15 protein-coding genes are annotated in these 20,398 nt (G+C 41.2%); all 15 read right to left on the reverse strand.

Features of this window, described 5'->3' with window-relative positions; all coding sequences use genetic code 11:
* The 15 genes from C511_RS0109235 to C511_RS0109305 all read right to left on the reverse strand — a co-directional run bounded on the left by C511_RS0109235 (window position 1) and on the right by C511_RS0109305 (window position 20,271).
* Complete coding sequence (locus C511_RS0109235) at window positions 1-1,722, reverse strand: OstA-like protein (protein ID WP_024997545.1); 1,722 nt, start codon at window positions 1,720-1,722, stop codon at window positions 1-3.
* 27 nt (window positions 1,723-1,749) lie between these two features.
* Window positions 1,750-3,117, reverse strand: coding sequence for a peptidylprolyl isomerase (locus tag C511_RS0109240; protein WP_024997546.1), 1,368 nt, complete (start codon window positions 3,115-3,117; stop codon window positions 1,750-1,752).
* A gap of 9 nt (window positions 3,118-3,126) precedes the next feature.
* Window positions 3,127-3,951, reverse strand: a complete 825-nt coding sequence (locus tag C511_RS0109245) for a hypothetical protein (protein WP_024997547.1) — start codon at window positions 3,949-3,951, stop codon at window positions 3,127-3,129.
* A gap of 55 nt (window positions 3,952-4,006) precedes the next feature.
* On the reverse strand, window positions 4,007-5,557 hold the full coding sequence (locus C511_RS0109250; RefSeq protein ID WP_024997548.1) for a peptidylprolyl isomerase: 1,551 nt from the start codon (window positions 5,555-5,557) through the stop codon (window positions 4,007-4,009).
* Window positions 5,558-5,681: 124 nt separating this feature from the next.
* Window positions 5,682-7,157: an IMP dehydrogenase gene (guaB, locus tag C511_RS0109255; protein ID WP_027318080.1), complete on the reverse strand. Its 1,476-nt coding sequence runs from the start codon at window positions 7,155-7,157 to the stop codon at window positions 5,682-5,684.
* Between the two features lie 171 nt (window positions 7,158-7,328).
* Window positions 7,329-9,509 (reverse strand): DNA helicase RecQ, encoded by a 2,181-nt coding sequence (gene recQ, locus C511_RS0109260; protein WP_024997549.1) that lies wholly within the window; start codon window positions 9,507-9,509, stop codon window positions 7,329-7,331.
* Window positions 9,510-9,679: 170 nt separating this feature from the next.
* Entirely contained in the window at window positions 9,680-10,933 is a 1,254-nt protein-coding gene (gene clpX / locus C511_RS0109265; protein WP_024997550.1) for an ATP-dependent Clp protease ATP-binding subunit ClpX, read from the reverse strand.
* Window positions 10,934-10,935: 2 nt separating this feature from the next.
* Window positions 10,936-11,610, reverse strand: a complete 675-nt coding sequence (clpP, locus tag C511_RS0109270; protein WP_024997551.1) for an ATP-dependent Clp endopeptidase proteolytic subunit ClpP — start codon at window positions 11,608-11,610, stop codon at window positions 10,936-10,938.
* A gap of 144 nt (window positions 11,611-11,754) precedes the next feature.
* Window positions 11,755-13,110 carry a trigger factor gene (gene tig / locus C511_RS0109275; protein WP_027318081.1) on the reverse strand — a complete coding sequence of 452 codons (1,356 nt, stop codon included), beginning with the start codon at window positions 13,108-13,110 and terminating at the stop codon, window positions 11,755-11,757.
* A gap of 109 nt (window positions 13,111-13,219) precedes the next feature.
* Complete coding sequence (locus C511_RS0109280; RefSeq protein WP_158332570.1) at window positions 13,220-13,915, reverse strand: Crp/Fnr family transcriptional regulator; 696 nt, start codon at window positions 13,913-13,915, stop codon at window positions 13,220-13,222.
* Window positions 13,916-14,087: 172 nt separating this feature from the next.
* Window positions 14,088-14,285: a YgaP family membrane protein gene (locus C511_RS0109285; RefSeq protein WP_024997553.1), complete on the reverse strand. Its 198-nt coding sequence runs from the start codon at window positions 14,283-14,285 to the stop codon at window positions 14,088-14,090.
* A gap of 19 nt (window positions 14,286-14,304) precedes the next feature.
* Complete coding sequence (locus C511_RS0109290) at window positions 14,305-14,613, reverse strand: hypothetical protein (protein WP_226992586.1); 309 nt, start codon at window positions 14,611-14,613, stop codon at window positions 14,305-14,307.
* Window positions 14,614-14,617: 4 nt separating this feature from the next.
* The gene (locus C511_RS0109295) at window positions 14,618-17,836 is read right to left on the reverse strand and encodes an efflux RND transporter permease subunit (protein WP_024997555.1); all 3,219 of its coding nucleotides are present in this window, start codon (window positions 17,834-17,836) and stop codon (window positions 14,618-14,620) included.
* A gap of 8 nt (window positions 17,837-17,844) precedes the next feature.
* Window positions 17,845-18,939: an efflux RND transporter periplasmic adaptor subunit gene (locus C511_RS16605; RefSeq protein ID WP_051260500.1), complete on the reverse strand. Its 1,095-nt coding sequence runs from the start codon at window positions 18,937-18,939 to the stop codon at window positions 17,845-17,847.
* A 12-nt stretch (window positions 18,940-18,951) separates the two neighbouring features.
* Window positions 18,952-20,271, reverse strand: a complete 1,320-nt coding sequence (locus tag C511_RS0109305; protein WP_027318082.1) for a TolC family protein — start codon at window positions 20,269-20,271, stop codon at window positions 18,952-18,954.
* Window positions 20,272-20,398: the final 127 nt, after the last annotated feature.

Consider the following 20,398-nt stretch of genomic DNA (forward strand, 5'->3'; position numbering starts at 1 on the left):
TCAATTCAATTTATTTAGTTCTCTCTTGGGTGAAGTTACAGGTTTTCGAGTTGTTTTTCGTAACGTTTCCCCACTTTTTTTGCCTCTCCAGTTAAATATATCTTCTTTATTCTGCGGCCGGATGTAATCAAACCACACAAAAGTGGGCAGTTTCATTTTATCTACCGGAATTTGATCCATCGGATAAAGCGTTCCGTTCGACTTGGGACTCATCACCATCTTCTCCATCTTACGATTCATCAGGTGCAAATTGAGCAAGCTGGTTTCCGATGTATTCATTCCAATCATGGTACTGTCTTTTTCTTCCGGATAATAAATCACCAGGACATTCCCTATCACGTCAATCTTCCGGGCTTCTCCACCTTGGAAGTAAGCCTTTATTTCCTTGCCGGATATCTGATTATAATGTATCGAATCTTTCTGTTCAACCGTCAACGCCTGGTTGATGATATGTGCCCAGTCGATTGTACTGTCATTCATGTAAACGTTTATCTCTTCGCCCAGCAGTTGCTGTTTCTCGTTCCAGATAATCGGATCGTGATACATTCTCAGGCAAGAGTCCTTGGAGCTGAACAACAAAGAGTCGCATACGCCCTGAATGTCTTTTCGGAAGATTCTGACTTTGTGGTAGGCTTTCATTTCACGATAGGCCGAGTCTGTTTTCACAAAATAAGAATTCATTTTGAGTGTATCGGCGTGCATAAACAGGCTATCGCCTTGCGAATAGTCAATAGCCACTGCTTTTTGGGTAGCCAGAGCCGATTCGGTGAGTTCATTGTAAAAACAATAGTCGCCCGTCAACATGTTTTTGTTGATGGTATCGTTCATCACTACATTGTAAAAGGCTTCACCGTATCCTGTTTTGCGATCATAAAACAAGCTATCGGCCACCAGCTTTTTCCCTTCGTTGGTCAGCACGGAACGATCCAGGAGTTGTGCCTGGTCTTTAGCCGTATTATAAAAACCTCTTTCGGAATAGATGTGATTCTTTTCATTTACGATGTTCGACGGACCCAATATAGTAGCTATTTTGCTATCCGTACTATACTTCAACGTATCTGAGTACAAGGTAAATCTTGGATTGGCGAGCTTTACCTCGTGATTGAAAACCGCTATTTTGGTTGCCGGACTGTATTCCCCCCAGTCGGATGTCAGAATATTCTCTTCATCCGTCAGCGTTCCCCCTTCAAAGTAGTAGCCCAAGTTGTACAAACGGTCGTAATTCAAACTGTCCGTGGTAAGGGTAGTCTTTCTATTGATCAACTTCACATTTTCGCGGAGCATGGCCAACTGAGTTTCGCCATTATAATTCAAATAATCTCCGTATATAAACAGCGTGTCACCCTGTTCCATGCGGACATTGCTAAACGCTTCCACCGAATTTGTTTTTTCGTAAATGAGGGCACTGTCGCAATACATATACATACTGTCGTGGCGCAACTTCACCGAACCGATGAGCACCTGAACATCCGGTCGCAGCAACTTATCGGCCTGCGCCTCATCGGCATGAAGCAAGTCCACCCGTTTCCTTTTGTCGACAGGCTTCTTTTTGGCAGTTCCCTTCTTGTTCTTGGCAGAATCGTCGCTTTTCTTCTCCACCTTTTTCTGCTGACCGGCAGCCGGTTTCACTTGTGCCACGACACATACGCCAAACAGGCATAGAAGACTCACCAAGAGAAATCTATGCCTGATTATAAAAGATTTTTTTTTATTCATTAGCATACTAAAAAGATTGCTTACATCTCATATTTAGTCTTTTATCCAACCCGGATACTTAAACGAGCAATTCTTCCAATTATCATTGATACGAACGTACGTATGTTTTTGTTTTTCAACGATCCACTTTTCGAGCATCTCCTCACGGCGTTTATCCATCACTATTTCTTTTAGATTCTGATAATCATCCGTAATAGTAGCCTTGTGTCCGTTGATTCTGCTTTTCAGTTTTACAATGGCACATACTTCTTTACCATCTTTCTCATTCACCATCGTGAAAGCCTTAGATATCTCACCTACGTTCATGCCGTCAACTACTTTTGCAATTTCCTGAGGCAACTGTTGCATCTCGAATTTAGAAGTGTTGGTCTGAGGGTTAGGCATCAATCCGTGGTTATTACGGGTATCTTTGTCATGCGAAATAATAGAAGCCGCTTCATCAAAACTGAACTTATTCTTTCTGATGTCATCGGCAATAGAATCCAGACGAGCTCTGGCCGACGTTAAATCTTTCTCATTCACTTTCGGTTTCAAAAGGATGTGACGGGTATTGATACGGTCACCTCTTTTTTCAATCAACTGAATGATGTGAAAGCCAAACTCCGACTCAACGATCTTCGATACTTTTTTGGGGTCTTGTAAGTTAAATGCCACATTGGCGTATTCAGGAACAAGTTCTCCGCGACCTTTGAACCCGATTTCACCACCGCGCATGGCAGAACCTTTGTCTTCAGAATATAAAAGAGCAAGAGTTGAGAAATCCATCTCACCTTTGTTTACACGATCGGTATATTCTCTTAATCGTCTCTTCACATCTTCTATTTCGTCCAATGGAATTTTAGGTTGCGAAGTAATAATTTGAACTTCAACCTGGGTAGGTATATACGGCACACTATCTTGCGGAAGGTCTTTGAAATAACGGCGAACCTCAGCCGGAGTAATCTTAATATCACCGATCAGTTTCTGCTGCATCTTCTGAACTGTCAATCCGTTCTTGACATTCTCACGCATCGCTTCTCTGATTTGCGTAGCAGTTTTATTAAAATATTCCTCCATCTTTTCTTTGGAACCAATCATTTGAATGTACTGATTGGTCATCATTTCCACGCGCTGAAGAACTTCACTTTCCGACACTTCAATACTATCGAGCACCGCCTGATGCAAATACAATTTCTGTATGGCCAGTTCTTCGGGAATAACACAATAAGGATCGCCCTCAAACTTACGCCCTTCGTACTGCGCATTCATTCTTGCCTCTTCAACATCCGATTTCAGGATTGCTTCGTCGCCAACAACCCAAACAACCTCATCTATAACATGATCTTGCCCATACATCACTGATCCTGCCAGCATTAACAGGGCAAATAAAACGACAAACTTAAAGTTAACCAACTTCTTCATTCTGTGTATTTAATAATTTATTATTTCACCGTTTTCAACAGCTTTCTGATAAAGATTCTCTTTCAACTCTTTGATAAAAGTTTGTTTGCTGTGATTCATCAACATCTCTTTCACCTTTACTTGCACAAAGTCAAACGGAGCCAATTCTCCTTTATCCAAAAAGTCAGTTACATTTAAAAAATAATGGTAAGCCGTATCCTTCAACTCCATTTTGCGTTTGCCGGTCAAAGAGATATGTTGTGGCAATTTCTCTAAAACCTCTGAAGCCGAGACCCATTTATCATAAAAATACTCGTAACTGACAGCGTTCTGTAAGCTATACTTTTCCAAATGGTCAACCGTCTCGGGTGTATCCTTCTGGTACCATTGGCGGACCTTGACCAATTGAGGAGCGTGCAACGGTACTTTGATAAAAAGTCCCTTCAGCACAGGTTCTTCAAGAACAAATAGTCCTTTATTGATTTCGTAATAGTCAACCAAAGCCTGATTGGTGGTATCTGCATTCAGTTTCTGATTCAGCAATTCAGACTGGTAAGCGTTCACAATCAGGTCTCGTTTATAGTTATTGACCATTCGTTCTATTTCTTCGTTGTCCGGTATGTTATTCTTCGCTTTTTCATATAACAAAACAGACTCCGACCACTTTCGGATATAATCTTTCACGAAACGCAAACTATCAGCTGCACTCAAACCAACAGGAGTAGATTTCACAACATCTTCCTTATACAAGAACATGCCGTTGACTTCTACCAAAGGGGTTTTTCCTTTATGTTCCTGCTTCTCTGAGCAGGAAAAAAAAGAAAAGAGAATGATCGCAAATAAAAAAAATCTCATTGCAACTGCTGTTTGTCAAATTTCAATATACGAAGATAACGCAATAATATTTATATCAGTGATTATTAACTGTTTTTAAAACCTCTTGGTTTATTTCAACTTTGCCTTTGGAACGTAGTTTCTTTACCCATTCCTGCTCTAAAAACAATTGATAATCAAACATTACAGGTCCGCGCATATCCTCATATTTCTCGGGTCCTTTGATCTTTTCGCCCCATACGTTCACATAGGGGAATGGGCCCAAAGGTACATCTTTTTCTTTCTTAAAAATAAAATAGTCAACATATTTATTTTCTCCGGCAGCAAAAAGACCGAGTTCATATTGTACATTTAACAGCTGCTCGGGAGTCAGCTTTTCCTTGAGCGACGTTTCCCATTCGTCAAAGTCTCTTTTCTTAATCGCTTTCTTGATTAGTTTGAGCGGTTTCTTTTGTTGAGACATTACCACAATGCCCCGGAATTTAGGTGTGGGCCAATAGTAATCTTTCTTATGCGTCCGGAAGAACTCTTCCAGTTCTGCCTCGTCATCAAGATGATCGCCCCAAACTTCGCGATTGGATATTTCAGAGATTAAAATACCGTCTCGGTATTCCATCATCAGGTATTTAAAGTCGGGGTATTTTTGTTCTAAACGCTCATCCTCATAATCAAGCAAGGACTTAACAACGAAATCATGGTATTGCAAATTCAATTCACGCGGATGGTTCTTTGAAAATAACAGGAAGTCCTGACCGGAGTAACTTTTCTCTCCAATTTTAAAAAGAACACGATCAGTTTGGCCCTGGCGCATCAATTCGCTTACATTTTCTTCGTATGACACAAACTGATATTCTTTCTTTAGCTTCTCTACAACCGGGTCGCTAATGGAGGTTGTTTTATATCGGTTATTAAGACGGCGGATCAACTCACCGCGCATTTCTTTGAAAGGGGGGATTGATTTGGAATCAAGCACTTTCACAATGTGAATTCCTTGGGGAGAAAAGAAGGGCTCTGAAAATTCATTTTTATTCAAGGCAAAAGCTACCTTCTCAAATTCTTCGGGCATTTGCAGCCAACTAACCCAAAACTTATTTTTATCGTCGGAATACTGAGCAACATATTGACTGAAGTCGGCAGTGGAATGGTTCCTCAACAGTCTGTATATAGAGTCCATTTTACTTGAAGCATTTCTGATTGCGGTAGCCGATGCATTTTGTGGAAGGTATTTAAAAATGTGCATCACCTGAACCTGACTCACCGACACGCTGTTTTTCATGTCATCGTATAGTTTACGGGCTTGCTCTTCTTCGGCAGCAGTATCTGTCAAATAGGACTTTGCCAGGAATCTTCTGTAACTTGCCAGTTCTTCTTTAAATGATTGAGTGGTGTCCATGCCGGCAGACCTGGCCGCACTGACTTTCAATTTGTAATCGATATAAAGATCTAAAAACTCTTCCGGTGTTTTTTTCTCAAGCATAGCCATGCTATTGTTTTTATGAAAGCTATACTCAAACTCAGAACGTGTTACTACTTCACCATTCACCCGCAGAAGAACAGGATCCGATTGAGAGAACGCATTCACACCACAGCCAAGCCATACCAGAAACAATAAAACAAGCTTTTTCATATTATAGAAGATTTGCTCTAAACATTAAAACGATGTATATATCAGACAAAAAGCACAAAAACACATTAGTCCGTAAGCGACCTGCGTCTTTGTGCTCTCTTATATTTTTAAAGATAGTTATACCTTACTCCGGACGGCTATAGTTAGGAGATTCACTCGTAATGGTAACGTCATGAGGATGACTTTCCATTACTCCTGCATTGGTAATGCGTGTAAACTTGGCATCATGCAATTTATGAATGTCTTGAGCACCGCAATATCCCATCCCTGCACGGAGTCCGCCGGTAAGCTGATAAATAACTTCAAAAAGCGAACCTTTGTAAGGAACACGAGCCGCAATACCTTCGGGTACCAGCTTTTTAACATCAGTCTCTCCACTTTGGAAATAACGGTCTTTTGATCCGTTTTCCATTGCTTCCAGAGAGCCCATGCCTCTGTATGATTTGAATTTTCTTCCGTTAAAGATAATCGTTTCGCCCGGACTTTCTTCTGTTCCGGCAACCAAGGATCCTATCATCACACAGTTACCACCGGCAGCCAATGCCTTCACCACATCACCCGAGTAACGCAAACCACCATCGGCAATTAACGGTACGCCGGTTCCCTGCAATGCTTTGGAAACTTCATATACAGCCGAAAGTTGAGGTACCCCTACTCCTGCCACAACACGAGTGGTACAAATAGAGCCCGGACCAATACCAACTTTCACACCGTCGGCACCAGCTTCCACCAACATCCTGGCAGCATCACCCGTTGCAATGTTACCTACCACAATATCTATTTCGGGGTATTTTTGTTTCGCCTCTTTTAATACGTCAATAACTCCTTTGGAGTGTCCATGAGCCGTATCGATAACAATGGCATCGGCACCTGCTGTCACTAAAGCATGCATGCGTTCAAACGTATCGGCCGTTACGCCAACGCCTGCCGCAACTCTCAAACGTCCTTTCGAGTCTTTGCAAGCCATGGGCTTGTCTTTTGCTTTGGTAATATCTTTATAGGTAACCAATCCGATAAGCTTTCCGTCTTTATCGACTACAGGAAGTTTCTCAATTTTGTATTGTTGTAGTATTTGAGCAGCCGATTCCAAGTCGGTAGATTGATTGGTAGTCACCAAGTTCTCCTTCGTCATAACCTCGTCGATACGTTTGTCCATATTGCGTTCGAAACGAAGGTCACGATTAGTAACAATTCCCACCAGTTTCTTATCATTATCCACAACCGGAATTCCACCGATTTTATATTCCGCCATCAACGCCAACGCGTCATAAACGGTAGAGCCTTGCATGATGGTAACAGGATCATAAATCATGCCATTCTCAGCGCGCTTCACGATAGCAACTTGCTTCGCCTGGTCCTTTATCGACATGTTTTTATGGATTACACCAATTCCTCCCTCGCGGGCAATGGCAATAGCCATTTTGGCCTCGGTAACAGTGTCCATTGCAGCTGTTACAAAGGGGATTTTGAGTTCAATGTTTTTGGAAAACTTTGTCGTTAAATCGACAGTGCGCGGTAAAACTTCAGAATAAGCGGGGATTAACAAGACATCGTCAAAGGTTAATCCGTCCATAACAATCTTATCAGCAATAAATGACATAAAAGTATGCGTTTAAAATTTATTGCGTGCAAATATACGCTTTTTATTCCAGCCTTATAGACTACGGCCCTACTTTTTTTATTAAAAAGACAAAAATAAACGGTGCTCAATCTTTTCAGTATGATTTTTTTAATCCTGATCAGATTGAGCACCGCCCACTTTATTAAACTATTAATTCGCCATTTCAGAGAAGAACTTGATACGAACCAAACGGACTTCTTCTTCCGTAAACTCGTCACCTAGTTCTGCCAAGGCATCCTCCACGCCATCGGTTGTCGATTCTTTAAAGTAATCGTAAATGTCAAGCAAGTGATCTTCGTCCATAATTTCATCGAGGAAGTAGTCTATATTTAATTTCGTACCCGAATAAACAATAGCCTCAACCTCATCGAGAAGGTCACTAAATTCAATACCTTTAGACAACGCAATATCATCCAAAGCCACCTTACGATCAATCGCCTGAATGATTGAAACCTTTAGTTTGGATTTGTTAGCAACCGTACGTACCCTAAGGTCCTCAGGTCTTTCAATTTCATTTTCTTCGCAATGCTTTTTAATAAGCACACAGAATTCTTCGCCATAACGTTTGGCTTTACCCGCACCCACACCCGGAATATTTTGCAATTCATCCAGCGTAACAGGATAGATAGTAGCCATCGCCTCCAAAGAAGGATCTTGAAAGATAACATAAGGAGGTACATTCAATTTCTTAGAAAGTTTCTTCCTCAAGTCTTTCAACATAGAATATAAAGCCGGATCCACAGCACATGAACCTCCTCCTCTTGCCGGTGCTTCATCTTCAACTTCTTCAAAATCGTTATCTTCGGTTATCTTGAAAGATTTAGGATGTTTCAAGAATTTGTGTCCTTCATCAGTTACCTTCAAAGTACCATAGTTCTCTACATCCTTACTTAAATAACCAGCGATCAACGCTTGTCTGATTACAGCATTCCACAGTTTGTCGTCTTCACCCATTCCTGAGCCGAAAACCTCAAGGTCTTCATGCAGGTGAGCCTGCACTTCAGAAGTTTCACGACCTTGCAATATGTCAATAATATAATCTGCTTTAAAATTTTCTTTTACCGCTATGATCGTTTCAATCACAGCACACAACGAATCTTGAGCCTCCACTTGCTTTTTAGGGTTTAAACAGTTGTCACAATTTCCACAATTCTCTTCTGTATATTCTTCACCAAAATAATGTAATAGTGATTTTCTTCTACATACAGATGATTCGGCGTACGCAGCGGTTTCGAGCAGAAGCTGCCTGCCTATTTCCTGCTCTGCAACAGGCTTTCCTTGCATAAACTTTTCCAGTTTCTGCAGGTCTTTGTTTGTATAAAAAGTTATGCACTGTCCTTCACCACCATCTCGTCCGGCGCGACCGGTTTCCTGGTAATAACCTTCCAGACTTTTCGGAATGTCATAATGAATCACATAGCGAACATCAGGTTTGTCAATACCCATTCCAAAAGCAATCGTTGCAACGATTACATCAATCTTCTCCATCAAAAAATCATCCTGATTCTGCGTTCTTGTTGCAGAGTCCATTCCGGCATGATAAGCTTTTGCATTGATGCCGTTTGCCTGAAGGATCTCGGCCAGTTCTTCTACCTTTTTGCGACTAAGGCAGTAAATGATACCCGACTTTTCCTGATTATTTTTGATAAATTTGATAATTTCCTTATCAACATTGACTGTTTTGGAACGTACTTCGTAATATAGATTGGGCCGGTTAAATGATGATTTATAGACCTTTGCATTAACCATTCCCAGGTTCTTCTGAATGTCGTGTTGAACTTTGGGGGTGGCCGTTGCCGTTAATGCAATTACCGGAGCCTTGCCTATTTCGTTTATAATGGGACGAATACGACGGTACTCGGGCCGGAAGTCGTGCCCCCATTCCGAAATACAATGCGCTTCGTCCACGGCATAGAATGAAATCTTTACTGAACGTAGAAAATCGACGTATTCATCTTTAGTCAACGATTCCGGTGCTACATACAACAACTTCGTTTTTCCCGATAAGATATCTGATTTGACTTGATCAATAGCTGCTTTATTTAAGGAAGAATTAATAAAATGAGCAATGCCGTCTTCTTCACTGAAGTTACGCATCGCATCAACCTGATTCTTCATTAACGCGATTAACGGAGAGATAACAATTGCCGTGCCCTCCATTATTAAGGAAGGTAACTGATAACACAACGATTTGCCACCGCCGGTTGGCATCAGTACAAAGGTGTCGTTACCATCAAGCAAATTAATCATAATTGCCTCTTGGTTCCCTTTGAATTTGTCAAATCCGAAATACCGTTTCAGTTGTTCCGTTAAATTAATCTTTTCAGCCATTGCATAAGGTTATTTGTTCAATTCCTACGTTAACTATTGCCCGCCTTCCTTAAAAAGGAAGGCTAACAAAGTTATAAACTACTTATTAAAAATCAAGCAAATCGCAATTAATATTTCAGAGCTTCTCGCTTTTAAACATTGATTTTTTTGTTGTAACGGATTTGTAAACATCAGGCTGTTTGCAAACGAGCCATATTGGCTTTTTCCAGCTGAGCCTTAGCGTACTCCAGAGTCACTTCATATTTCTTTTTGTTTTGCGAAGGCAATTCAAACATGGCATCGATCATTATAGCTTCAACGATAGAGCGTAACCCGCGTGCACCCAGTTTATACTCCACAGCCTTGTCAACAATGTACTCCAATACTTCATCTTGAAAAGTAAGCTTCACCTTATCCATCTCAAACAATTTCACGTATTGCTTGATAATAGAATTCTTAGGTTCAGTCAGGATGGCACGTAATGCCTCACGGTCAAGCGGCTGAAGTGATGTCAGTATGGGTAAACGCCCTATGATTTCGGGAATAAGTCCAAATGATTTCAAGTCTTGAGGGGCGATGTATTGCATCAGATTGCTCTTGTCTATCAACGTATTTTTCTGAGTTGCCCCATAACCTACCACGTGCGTATTGAGACGCTGAGCGATTTTTTTCTCTATCCCATCAAAAGCACCACCACAAATAAACAATATATTTTTGGTATTAACAGCAATCATCTTTTGATCCGGGTGCTTTCTGCCTCCCTGGGGAGGAACGTTCACGACCGAACCTTCCAAGAGTTTCAAGAGTCCTTGTTGCACACCCTCGCCGCTTACGTCACGCGTGATGGAAGGATTATCACTTTTACGGGCTATTTTATCAATCTCATCAATAAACACAATACCCTTCTCAGCTTCTGCCACGTTGTAATCGGCCACTTGAAGCAGTCTGGTCAAAATGCTTTCAATGTCCTCACCCACATAGCCTGCCTCTGTCAACACCGTAGCGTCAACAATAGTAAAAGGCACATGCAGTAGTTTGGCAATGGTTCTGGCCAGAAGAGTTTTGCCCGTTCCTGTGCTTCCAACCATAATGATATTTGATTTTTCAATTTCAACATCATCATTGGTGGTTTCTTGCAGCAAACGCTTGTAGTGATTATAAACTGCTACTGAAAGCGATCTTTTAGCTTCGTACTGACCAATTACATATTGATCAAGGAACGCTTTGATATCTGTAGGTTTAGGAAGTTCTTTGAGGTTGAGTTCCGTAGCTTCACCTTTGTTTTTACCCGACATGGCTTCTTTGGTGATATCGTATGCCTGTTGCGTACACAAATCACAAATGCACCCATTGATTCCGGTTATAAGGAAACCTACCTGACTTTCATCTCGACCACAAAAACTACACTTCTGTTTCACTGTTTTGTTTGATTTGGAATTACTCATGTTTACTCTTTTGATGGTTTTCTAGACAACACCTCGTCTATCATTCCATATTCTTTAGCCTCAACGGCTGTCATCCAGTAATCACGGTCAGAGTCGGCCCATACTTTATCAAAGTCAGTATGTGCATGTTCTGATATGATGGTATAAAGTTCTTTCTTCATCTTCATGATTTCCCGTGCTGTAATTTCAATGTCAGACGCTTGTCCCTGTGCACCACCCATAGGTTGGTGAATCATCACTCTGGAGTGAGTAAGAGCCGAACGTTTTTTCTCTGCTCCTGCCACAAGCAGTACCGCAGCCATAGAAGCAGCCATACCAGTGCAAATGGTAGCCACATCACTTGAAATAAACTGCATTGTATCATAAATACCTAAGCCGGCATACACCGAGCCACCGGGTGAATTAATATAGATTGAGATATCTTTACCGGGATCTACCGAATCCAGGTAAAGCAGCTGTGCCTGTAATGTATTGGCTGTATAATCATCAATCTGAGTTCCCAAAAAGATGATACGATCCATCATCAAACGTGAGAATACATCCAGTTGCGTCACATTAAGCTGTCTCTCTTCAAGAATATAGGGATTCAAATAATTGGCCTGTGACTGTATCACACCATCTAAAACCATACTATTTATTCCTAAATGTTTGGTCGCATATTTTCTAAAATCATCCATAGTTCTTCTTTTATATAATAGTTATTGATCAGAGAGCAAAGAAACAAAAAAGAACACAGAGACACAAAAGCACAGAGTAAAATTTCATAGGAAATCTCTGCAGCCTTGTACCTCTGTGTTCTTTATCCTTCGTAATATCTAATTTTATTTAAATAAAGCGTTGAATTCTTCTACAGAGACCACTTTGTTTTCAAGTGTCACTTTTCCCTTCAATACTGCAGCTAGTTTAGCTTCAACCACGCGGTTCACCAAACCATCAATGCTTTCTTTCTTCTTCAACATTTCTTTGGCATAGTTTTCAAGAATGTCTTCGGGTACGCTTAGCATGCCATATTGAGCGAACTGAGCTCTTGTAGCATCTTTAGCCATGTTGAGAACATCTTCTTGTTCCACTTTGATTTCAGCTTGCTGAACCAACTGTTCTTTAATAAGGTGCCAAGTTAATTCTTCAACACTTTTATCGTAGTTTTCGTTCACAAACTCTTCGCCTTTATCGGTATTGTTCAGTAACATGATTCTTTTAAGCAAAGCATCCGGATACTCTAACTTACCAACTTTAGCTTCTATCACCTTACGTGCGTCTAAGAGGAATTTATAATCACTGTCGGCAACAAACTGCGAAGCAATGCTTTCTTTCACTTTAGCACGGAATTCTTCTTCTGTTGTAACAACATCTTTTCCGAAAACCAAATCAAACAATTCCTGATTCAGATCACCCTCAACGAAGCGGGTAATTTCTTCTACCTGGAAACTGAAGTTCGATTTAACTTCGGCTGCTGCTTCTTTCTCTATTTTCAGCAAAGAAGCAATTTCAGCTTCGTGACCTTCATAAGCTTCGTTGGGATTGAAAGTCAAGACATCATTCACTTTTGCTGCTGCAAAAATGGCTTTCTGTGCTTCGCTCTTCATATAGGAAGGCATCATAACTGCTCCTTCAACCTGAATTCCACCTTCTTTGGTGTTTCCGGCCTCATCGAGTTCAGCCAAAAGACCTTTCAACATATCATTTTCCTGGTAAGCGTCTACCTGGTCATACTTGCCGTTACGTTGAGTATAAGACTTAATTTGGTTATCAACCATTTCATCCGTTACATCGACAGTATAGTAATCAACCTTATCGGTAGCAGCAACTTCTGCTTTAAATTCAGGAGCCAATGCAATATCAAACAAGAAATCGAATTCTTCCATTGTATCGAAATCAATTTGGGGTTGTTTGTCAACATTAGGAAGTGGTTCGCCCAGAATACTCAAGTTGTTTTCTTTAATATAACCGTATACTCTTTCAGAAAGTAATTTGTTTACCTCTTCTGCCATAACGGATTTAGCGTACATCTTCTTTACAAGGCTCATAGGGACCATTCCTTGACGGAAGCCCGGAACTTGCGCTTTCTGACGAATGTTCTTAAGCGATTTCTCAACTTGTTCCTGATAGTCTGCTTTCTCAAGCTTGATTGTAAGTAATGCACTTACTTTGTCAATGTTTTGTAATGAAACGTTCATTCCGACAATTATTTATTTGATTTATACTTTATTCTATATCTTATAAAGAGCGTGCAAAATTAGTGCTAATCTTTCAATTATCAAATAACATTTATGAATTATTTGTGTATCAACCCCTTTGGAAGATATTCTCAAGGGCGTTTTCATTTAAAATATGAATCTCTTTGTCTCTGATTTCAATTAAACCGTCGGTTTCGAAACTCTTCAAAACCCGAATAGCGTTCTCCGTGCTTACGGATGCAAACTCGGCAATGTCTTTTCTATTCATAAATTCAAAAACATTGCAATCGGCGGTATTGAATGAGTTTAGGTAGAGAAGAGTCCGGGCCATCTTGCCATGCATTTGCTTATACAAATGGCTGTGAAGCATTGAAAAGAAACTATTTTCAAGTTCACTATAGCGATGAATCAGCTGAAAACTCATATCGGGGTTTTCTTGTATGACTTGCAACAGATATTCGCGGTCGAACAGGCAAAGAGTTACCTGACTAAGGGCCATTACGGAATAATTGCTGACTTTGTTATTAAACAGTCCGGACAAAGCCACAAAATCGCCTTTGCCCACCAGTCTTAAATTCGTGTTCTTCCCGCCGTTGCCTTCTATGTATTCTTTAATGAAACCATCGAGCACAAACATCACCGAAGGAGCAAATGTTCCTTGCTTACTGATGATATCTCCTTTCTGAAAAGTGATTTGTCGTTTGTGAGCTTCCAGGTCTTTCAATCTTTCCTCGGAAAGATTAGCAAAACAGCTTGCACCTAACTTGATAACGGGAAATCTGGCTGCCAACTCAACTTTATTCATATTTTCATGCATTAACTCATTATCCAGGCAAAAATGCACTGGTCGCACAAAAATATAAAAATCTGCCCGAAACAGCAACGAGATGCTATGCAAAAAACCTCTTTATGTTTTTTAAAAAGATAAAGGTGTTTTTTAAAAACATAAAGAGGTTTTAAGGCAAACTATTAAGCGTTTATTTGGCGCGCTGTGAGCGTGATGTAAAATAGTCAATGATCAGCTCCAGGGGGCAAAACTTTGTAATGGACGACTGTAGTAAATTGGCTCCGACAAACAAAGTCAGAAACAGCCATTCCAAAGCCACAAAATAAGCCAGCGCCACACTAACCAGAATCATGGTTCCTGCTACAAAGCGTACTATTCGTTCTTTCATCTTTCTTCAATCTTTATCGTTACTCAACTTTCAAAAACTCATCCACATTGAGAATGTATGCACGCACCGGGAAGCGCGACTGATTGCATTCGTTACATTCCTCAATAATCTCGATAGCACGGTGTGCCGATTCGGCACTCGTAAAGCTGAACATGACAATGGAATTGGTCTTTCCGTTATCAGATCCAAACCAACCTACATTGTATCCTCTTTTTTTGTATCCGGTAATATCACCTACGCTGAATATCTCCACACCGGCTTTCTCCAGCATCTTGGCTACTTTATCTTGAATTTCGCGGATACTTAAAACAACCAATAACTTCATCATACGCTTATTTAATTTTATTTCTCAACATTTTATAATAGAGCAAAGGCACAACGACCAAGGTAAGCACGGTAGATGTAATTGTACCTCCCATTAAAGAAATAGCCAGACCTTGAAATAGCGGGTCGAACAAAATAACAATTGCACCCAGTACAACGGTTCCTGCCGTTAGAACGATGGGAAGTGTACGCACTGCACCGGCTTCAATAACAGCTTCGGTCAGCGGTATACCCTCTTTGAGTCTGATATCAATAAAGTCAATCAGCAGGACGGAATTGCGCACCATCACTCCCGCCAAGGCAATAAACCCGATCATTGATGTGGCACTGAAATACGCTCCCATGACCCAATGCCCCACAACAATACCAATTAATGAAAGAGGAATAGCAGTGAGCATCACAACAGGCACCATAAAACTTTGGAACCACCCTACTATTAAGAGGTAAATTATGATAAGAGCTACCGCAAACGCAATACCTAAGTCACGAAAGACTTCATACGTAATTTGCCACTCACCATCCCATTTCATGGAATAATTATCTTCGGTCTCGGGTTGCGAACTATTCAACACAGTGAGATCATAGCCCGAAGGAAGTTTGATCTCTTCCAACTTCTTATTGACATCCATCATGGCATAAATGGGACTCTCCAGTGAACCGGCTAAGTCGGCTGCTACCATAACGACTCTTTTCTGATCTTTTCTCCAAATGCTTTTTTCCTTAATAACTTCTTTCACCTGAGTGACATCACCCAACGGAACAACTTGGCCTTGCATGTTCTGAACCGGAAGACTCTTTAAAGCTTCCACGGAGAATTTATCGGCATTGTTCAATTCCAATTGAATAGGTATGGGCGATAACGTATTTTCCTTGTGCAATACGCCCACGTTTTTGCCGGAGACAGCCGCTCTAAGGTTTTCTGTAATTTTCGCAGGGGCTACTCCACGTAGCATGGCCTTTTCTTTATCCACATCAAAACGAATTTCTGTCTGATCGTCTTCAATGAACACATCGGTGTCAACCATGCCTTCTGTCTGATCAAATATGGCTTTTATTTGGCGAGCCACACGAATTTGTTCCTGATAATCGGGACCGTAAACCTCGGCCACGATAGTTGAAAGAACCGGAGGTCCAGGGGGCACTTCAACCACTTTAGCATTGGCTCCCCAGCGTTTGGCAATTTCCTGAATCGGCTTCCGCATTTTTTTTGCAATATCATGGCTTTGAGCACTTCTATCGCCTTTGTCAGTTAAGTTCACCTGTATATCGGCCACATTCTCACCTTTTCTCAAATCATAATGACGCATGAGGCCGTTAAAACTAATCGGGGCCGACGTGCCCACATAAGTCTGACAGTTAAGTACTTCGTCTTGTGTGCTCACAAAAGCAGCAATCTCTTTTGTAACAGCAGCCGTTTCTTCCAGTGTAGCCGTTTCGGGCATGTCAATAACCACCTGAAACTCATTCTTGTTATCAAAAGGCAGCATTTTCACTGGCACCACCTTGAGAAAGAATAAAGAAACTGATGCAATAAGCAAAACCAAGGTTGTCAGCATAAACACCCAGCGCTTTCTGCGCGAAGCAAGCATTGGGCGCATGCTCCATGCATAAAACTTATACAGACGGGTTTGGGTGACATCGTAATCTTCCGGTTCTGTTTCCTTCTTGCTTTCCTGTTGTTTATCATCCTTATGCTTGAGGAATATGTATCCCAAATAAGGGGTCAGTGTCAAGGCAACGATGAGTGAAAACATCATGGCAATGGAAGCACCAATAGGCATCGGGCTCATGTAAGGTCCCATAAGACCGGAGACAAAAGCCATAGGCAGCACTGACGCTACGACGGTGAATGTGGCAAGAATGGTTGGGTTACCCACTTCATTAATGGCATAAAGCGCTGCTTGGCGGAATGACAAGTACTTCATTTTAAAATGCCGGTGCATGTTTTCGGCTATGATAATGGAATCGTCGACCACGATACCGGTCACAAAAACCAAGGCAAACAGCGTAATGCGGTTGAGCGTATAATCCATGAAATAGTACGCAAACAGGGTCAGGGCAAATGTGATAGGAACCGAGAGGAACACAACCAAACCACCTCGCCATCCCATAGCCAGCATCACAAAAAGAGTAACGGCAACAATGGCTCCAACCAAGTGGATCAGTAGTTCGGACACCTTTTCAGAAGCCGATTCTCCGTAGTTACGTGTCACCGTGATCTGTATGTCCGGTGAGATGGATTCTTTTTTCAGGTGTTCCACTTTACTCAATATCTTCTCAGACAAATGCATGGCATCTGTGCCTTCTTGTTTGGAAATAGCTAAAGTAACCGCCGGATAGTCTGACGGACTAGCCTTTTTCAGTTCATTATCTGCTTCCTTTCCATAAGCAAACGATACGTATTGAGTGGGAGAAGTAGCAGGTCCTTCAGTGATTGTAGCAATAGAAGACAAATAAACCGGGTAGCCTTTGTTCATACCCACTACCAGCTTCTCAACATCTTCGCGTGTTTGAAGAAAGTTGCCCGAAGTCACAGCGAAAGTTTCATTACCTGAATAAATATTACCCGCCTGCATCTGAAAATTGGCTGCCTGCATATATTGCCCTATGGAAGCCATATCCAGATTGACACCAGCCAGTTTCTCCTTATCTATTTTTACTGTAACCTGACGAGAACGTCCACCGATTATATCAACATTGGTAACATGTTGTATCTTCTTTACTTCGTTACGAATCAGTTCGGCCTGCTGGCGCAAGGTATAGTCGCTGTTGTCCTTACTCCACAACGTTAACGCCAGAACCGGCACATCGTTAATGGAGCGTGTTTTTATTAACGGCATGCTCACGCCCTGCGGCATTTTATCCATGTTCTTCATCAACTCGTTGTAGAGGTTGACCAGCGATTTTTCAAAATCCTGTCCGACATAGAACTGTACGGTAAGCATGGCCTGATCTGCCATCGACGTAGAAACAACATGTTCTACACCGTTTATATTGGAAAGGGTTTTCTCCAAAGGAGCTACCACTTTCGTTTCCATTTCAGTGGGCGTAGCACCCGGCATACCAATAAAGATATCGGCCACGGGTAGGTTTATCTGAGGTTCTTCTTCTCGGGGAATAAGGTATACGCTATACGCCCCAACCAGGACAAAGGCTACCATCAATAGTAGCGACAACTTACTTTGTAAGAAGCCTCCTGCAATTTTTCCGGCAATTCCTTCTTTCATGTTCTATTTTATTTGCTGGTTTGCACTTTCATTCCATTCTCAAGTCGTTTGCCCTCTGGTAGAATAACCCGATCGTCTTTCTTTAAACCCGAAAGAACTTCTGTCTGATCGCCTACCGTCTGCCCTAAACGCACCCACCTTAATAAGGCTGTTTCTAAAGAAGAGACGACATAAACTCCTGTTAAGCCATCCTTATCGATAACAGCTTGCGAAGGAATTAATAGGTTTTGCTGTTGAACAGCCGACTGGTTTGTTTCTATCGGAACCAAAATATTGGCATACATTCCCGAATACAGTTTGGCCTTTTGCTCTGCAGGAACTTCCACGGTCAATTTATATTGACCACCGGTTTCAACTGAAGAACGGCTAATTTCCGTTATAGGAGCTTCAAATGATACATCGACAGATTTCACACGCACTATGGCTTTCATACCTTTCTTTATCTTAGCGATATCCGATTCCGTGATGGAACTTTCTACTACCCAATCGCTTCCTTTTTCAACCACAATTAAGGGCATTCCGGGGTTAGCCAATGCGCCCAAATCAATGTTGATTTGCGAAATCACCCCACTAAATGGTGCAGTGATCTGAGTATAAGCCTGGTTGGCCTGTACTTCTTTTTTCATCTGTCTGGCCATATCCAGTTTGGATTTCATTGATTGCATTTGCAAATGAACATTCTCATATTCTTTGGTAGAAACTGTTTTGCGAGACAGCATAGCCGCAAATCTTTCTTCGTCTTTTTTGGCTAAATCATAAGCCGCCTGAGCCTCGCGAATCATTGCCTCAGCTTGAGCCTTTTTGGCTCCTAATTCCTCGTCGGAAATCGTTAATAACAACTGGCCTTTCGACACGGTATCACCTTTCTTTACTTTAATAGAAGTAACTGTACCCATCATACGAGTACCTAAACGAGCAATTTCTTTAGACTGAACTTGTCCGTTGCCAACAACACCTGTCTGACTCTGATATATAGGATATACAATGGCTACTTTGACGGGTACACCTTGTGCTTCATTATTATCTTTATTGCCCGAACATGCAACAAAAAGAGTGGCAGTAAGCGTAAGCACAGCAAAAGTTATGAATGTAATCTTTTTCATATTTGTATTTTTTTATTCGTTTGTAGATGTTAGGAATGCCAGATAGGCAATAGTCAGATTCTTTTTGAAATGCACCATCTCTCTCATTAAGCCCGATTGGGCCAGCTGAGTTTGAATCCTTAATAAATCAGGGGTTGTTGATAACCCTTGGGAATATCTGTCTGTTTGAATAAACAAGGCTTCTTCGGCCTGTTTCACCATAGACTCGGCTTGTTCTACTTCAAAAGTAAGGTCGGCCAATTGTCTCCTTGTTTTTTGGTATTCAACTTCGGCCTGCGACTTGGTTTCGTTCAAACGACTAATCATTTTTTGCTGTTCCAGCTTGGAAGCTTTTATTTTATGCCAGTCTTGCGTTCCTGAGAAGATTTTCCACGACAACCGTATGCCGGCAAAATAGCTGTCAGAATTGAAACGGAAGGGTTTCACGTCATTGAACTGATAATTTCCAAATGCATTAATTCTAGGTATGAGGGACATTTTGTCTGATTTCAATTGATTTGTTGCGGCCGATAAACCGGCTTCATACGCCGCGACATCAGAACGCAAATTCACAGATAAAGGCTGAACGCGTGTCTCATCAAATTGCACAGCATCAACGTGGTACATCAGTCCGGGCTTTTTCCCCATCAGGAAACCCAGTTGATCAGAAGCGTTCATTATATTGCTTAGTGCAGTCTGATAATCTGTTTGCATTTTATTCTGAAAGACTTTGGCTTCCAAAAGGTCGGCTTTCTGTATTAAGCCGTGTTCATACATATCTTCAGCACGTGTCACAAAAGCATCGGCCGTTTTCAGGGCACTGGCAAGCACCTCTTTATTCTTATAAGACAATTGAATTTCCAGATAAGCCTTTTTCACTTGAAAGAGCAAGAACTCCTCTTGCCTTTTCTTGGACCACTCCTGCATTTGAGAGTAGTTACGGGCTGCACTCCGCTGATAAATAGCATCTAAATTAAAGATGGGCTGAGTTACTTCTATTTGCCCTACAAAATCCTTATTAAACCCGGGGTTATTCAATCTGGCTGGATCGAAATCTGTAGCTTCCACACTCTGTTGTTGTAACTTAAACCCGAAAGCATTTAATGGATTATTAGTAAAATAGCCGGTATAAGATAACCCTACCTGAGGCATAAAAACAGCATCGGCACCGCGACTGTTTTCTTTTGCAATCCTGGCTGAATAGGTAGCCTGCTTCAATGATTCGTTATGTAAAATAGCAGAATCAATGGCTTGCGTCAAAGAGATGTGTACCTCATCAGTCTGTGCTTTTACTGTCAAAGGTATTAAAAGCAGTAAAAGGATCTGTAAACGAATGTTTTTTGTCTTTCTCATATCTTGTTCTTTTTTCTGCAAAGATAACAAGTAAGAGAATGACTTAGTTTATTTTTAACCTGCTATGCATCAGGGGATAAACTGTTGTGCAACAGGAGTATTAAATAACAGATTCTTTTTACATTGA

It is taken from the genome of Bacteroides graminisolvens DSM 19988 = JCM 15093, assembly GCF_000428125.1.
GTDB classification, from domain to species: domain Bacteria; phylum Bacteroidota; class Bacteroidia; order Bacteroidales; family Bacteroidaceae; genus Bacteroides; species Bacteroides graminisolvens.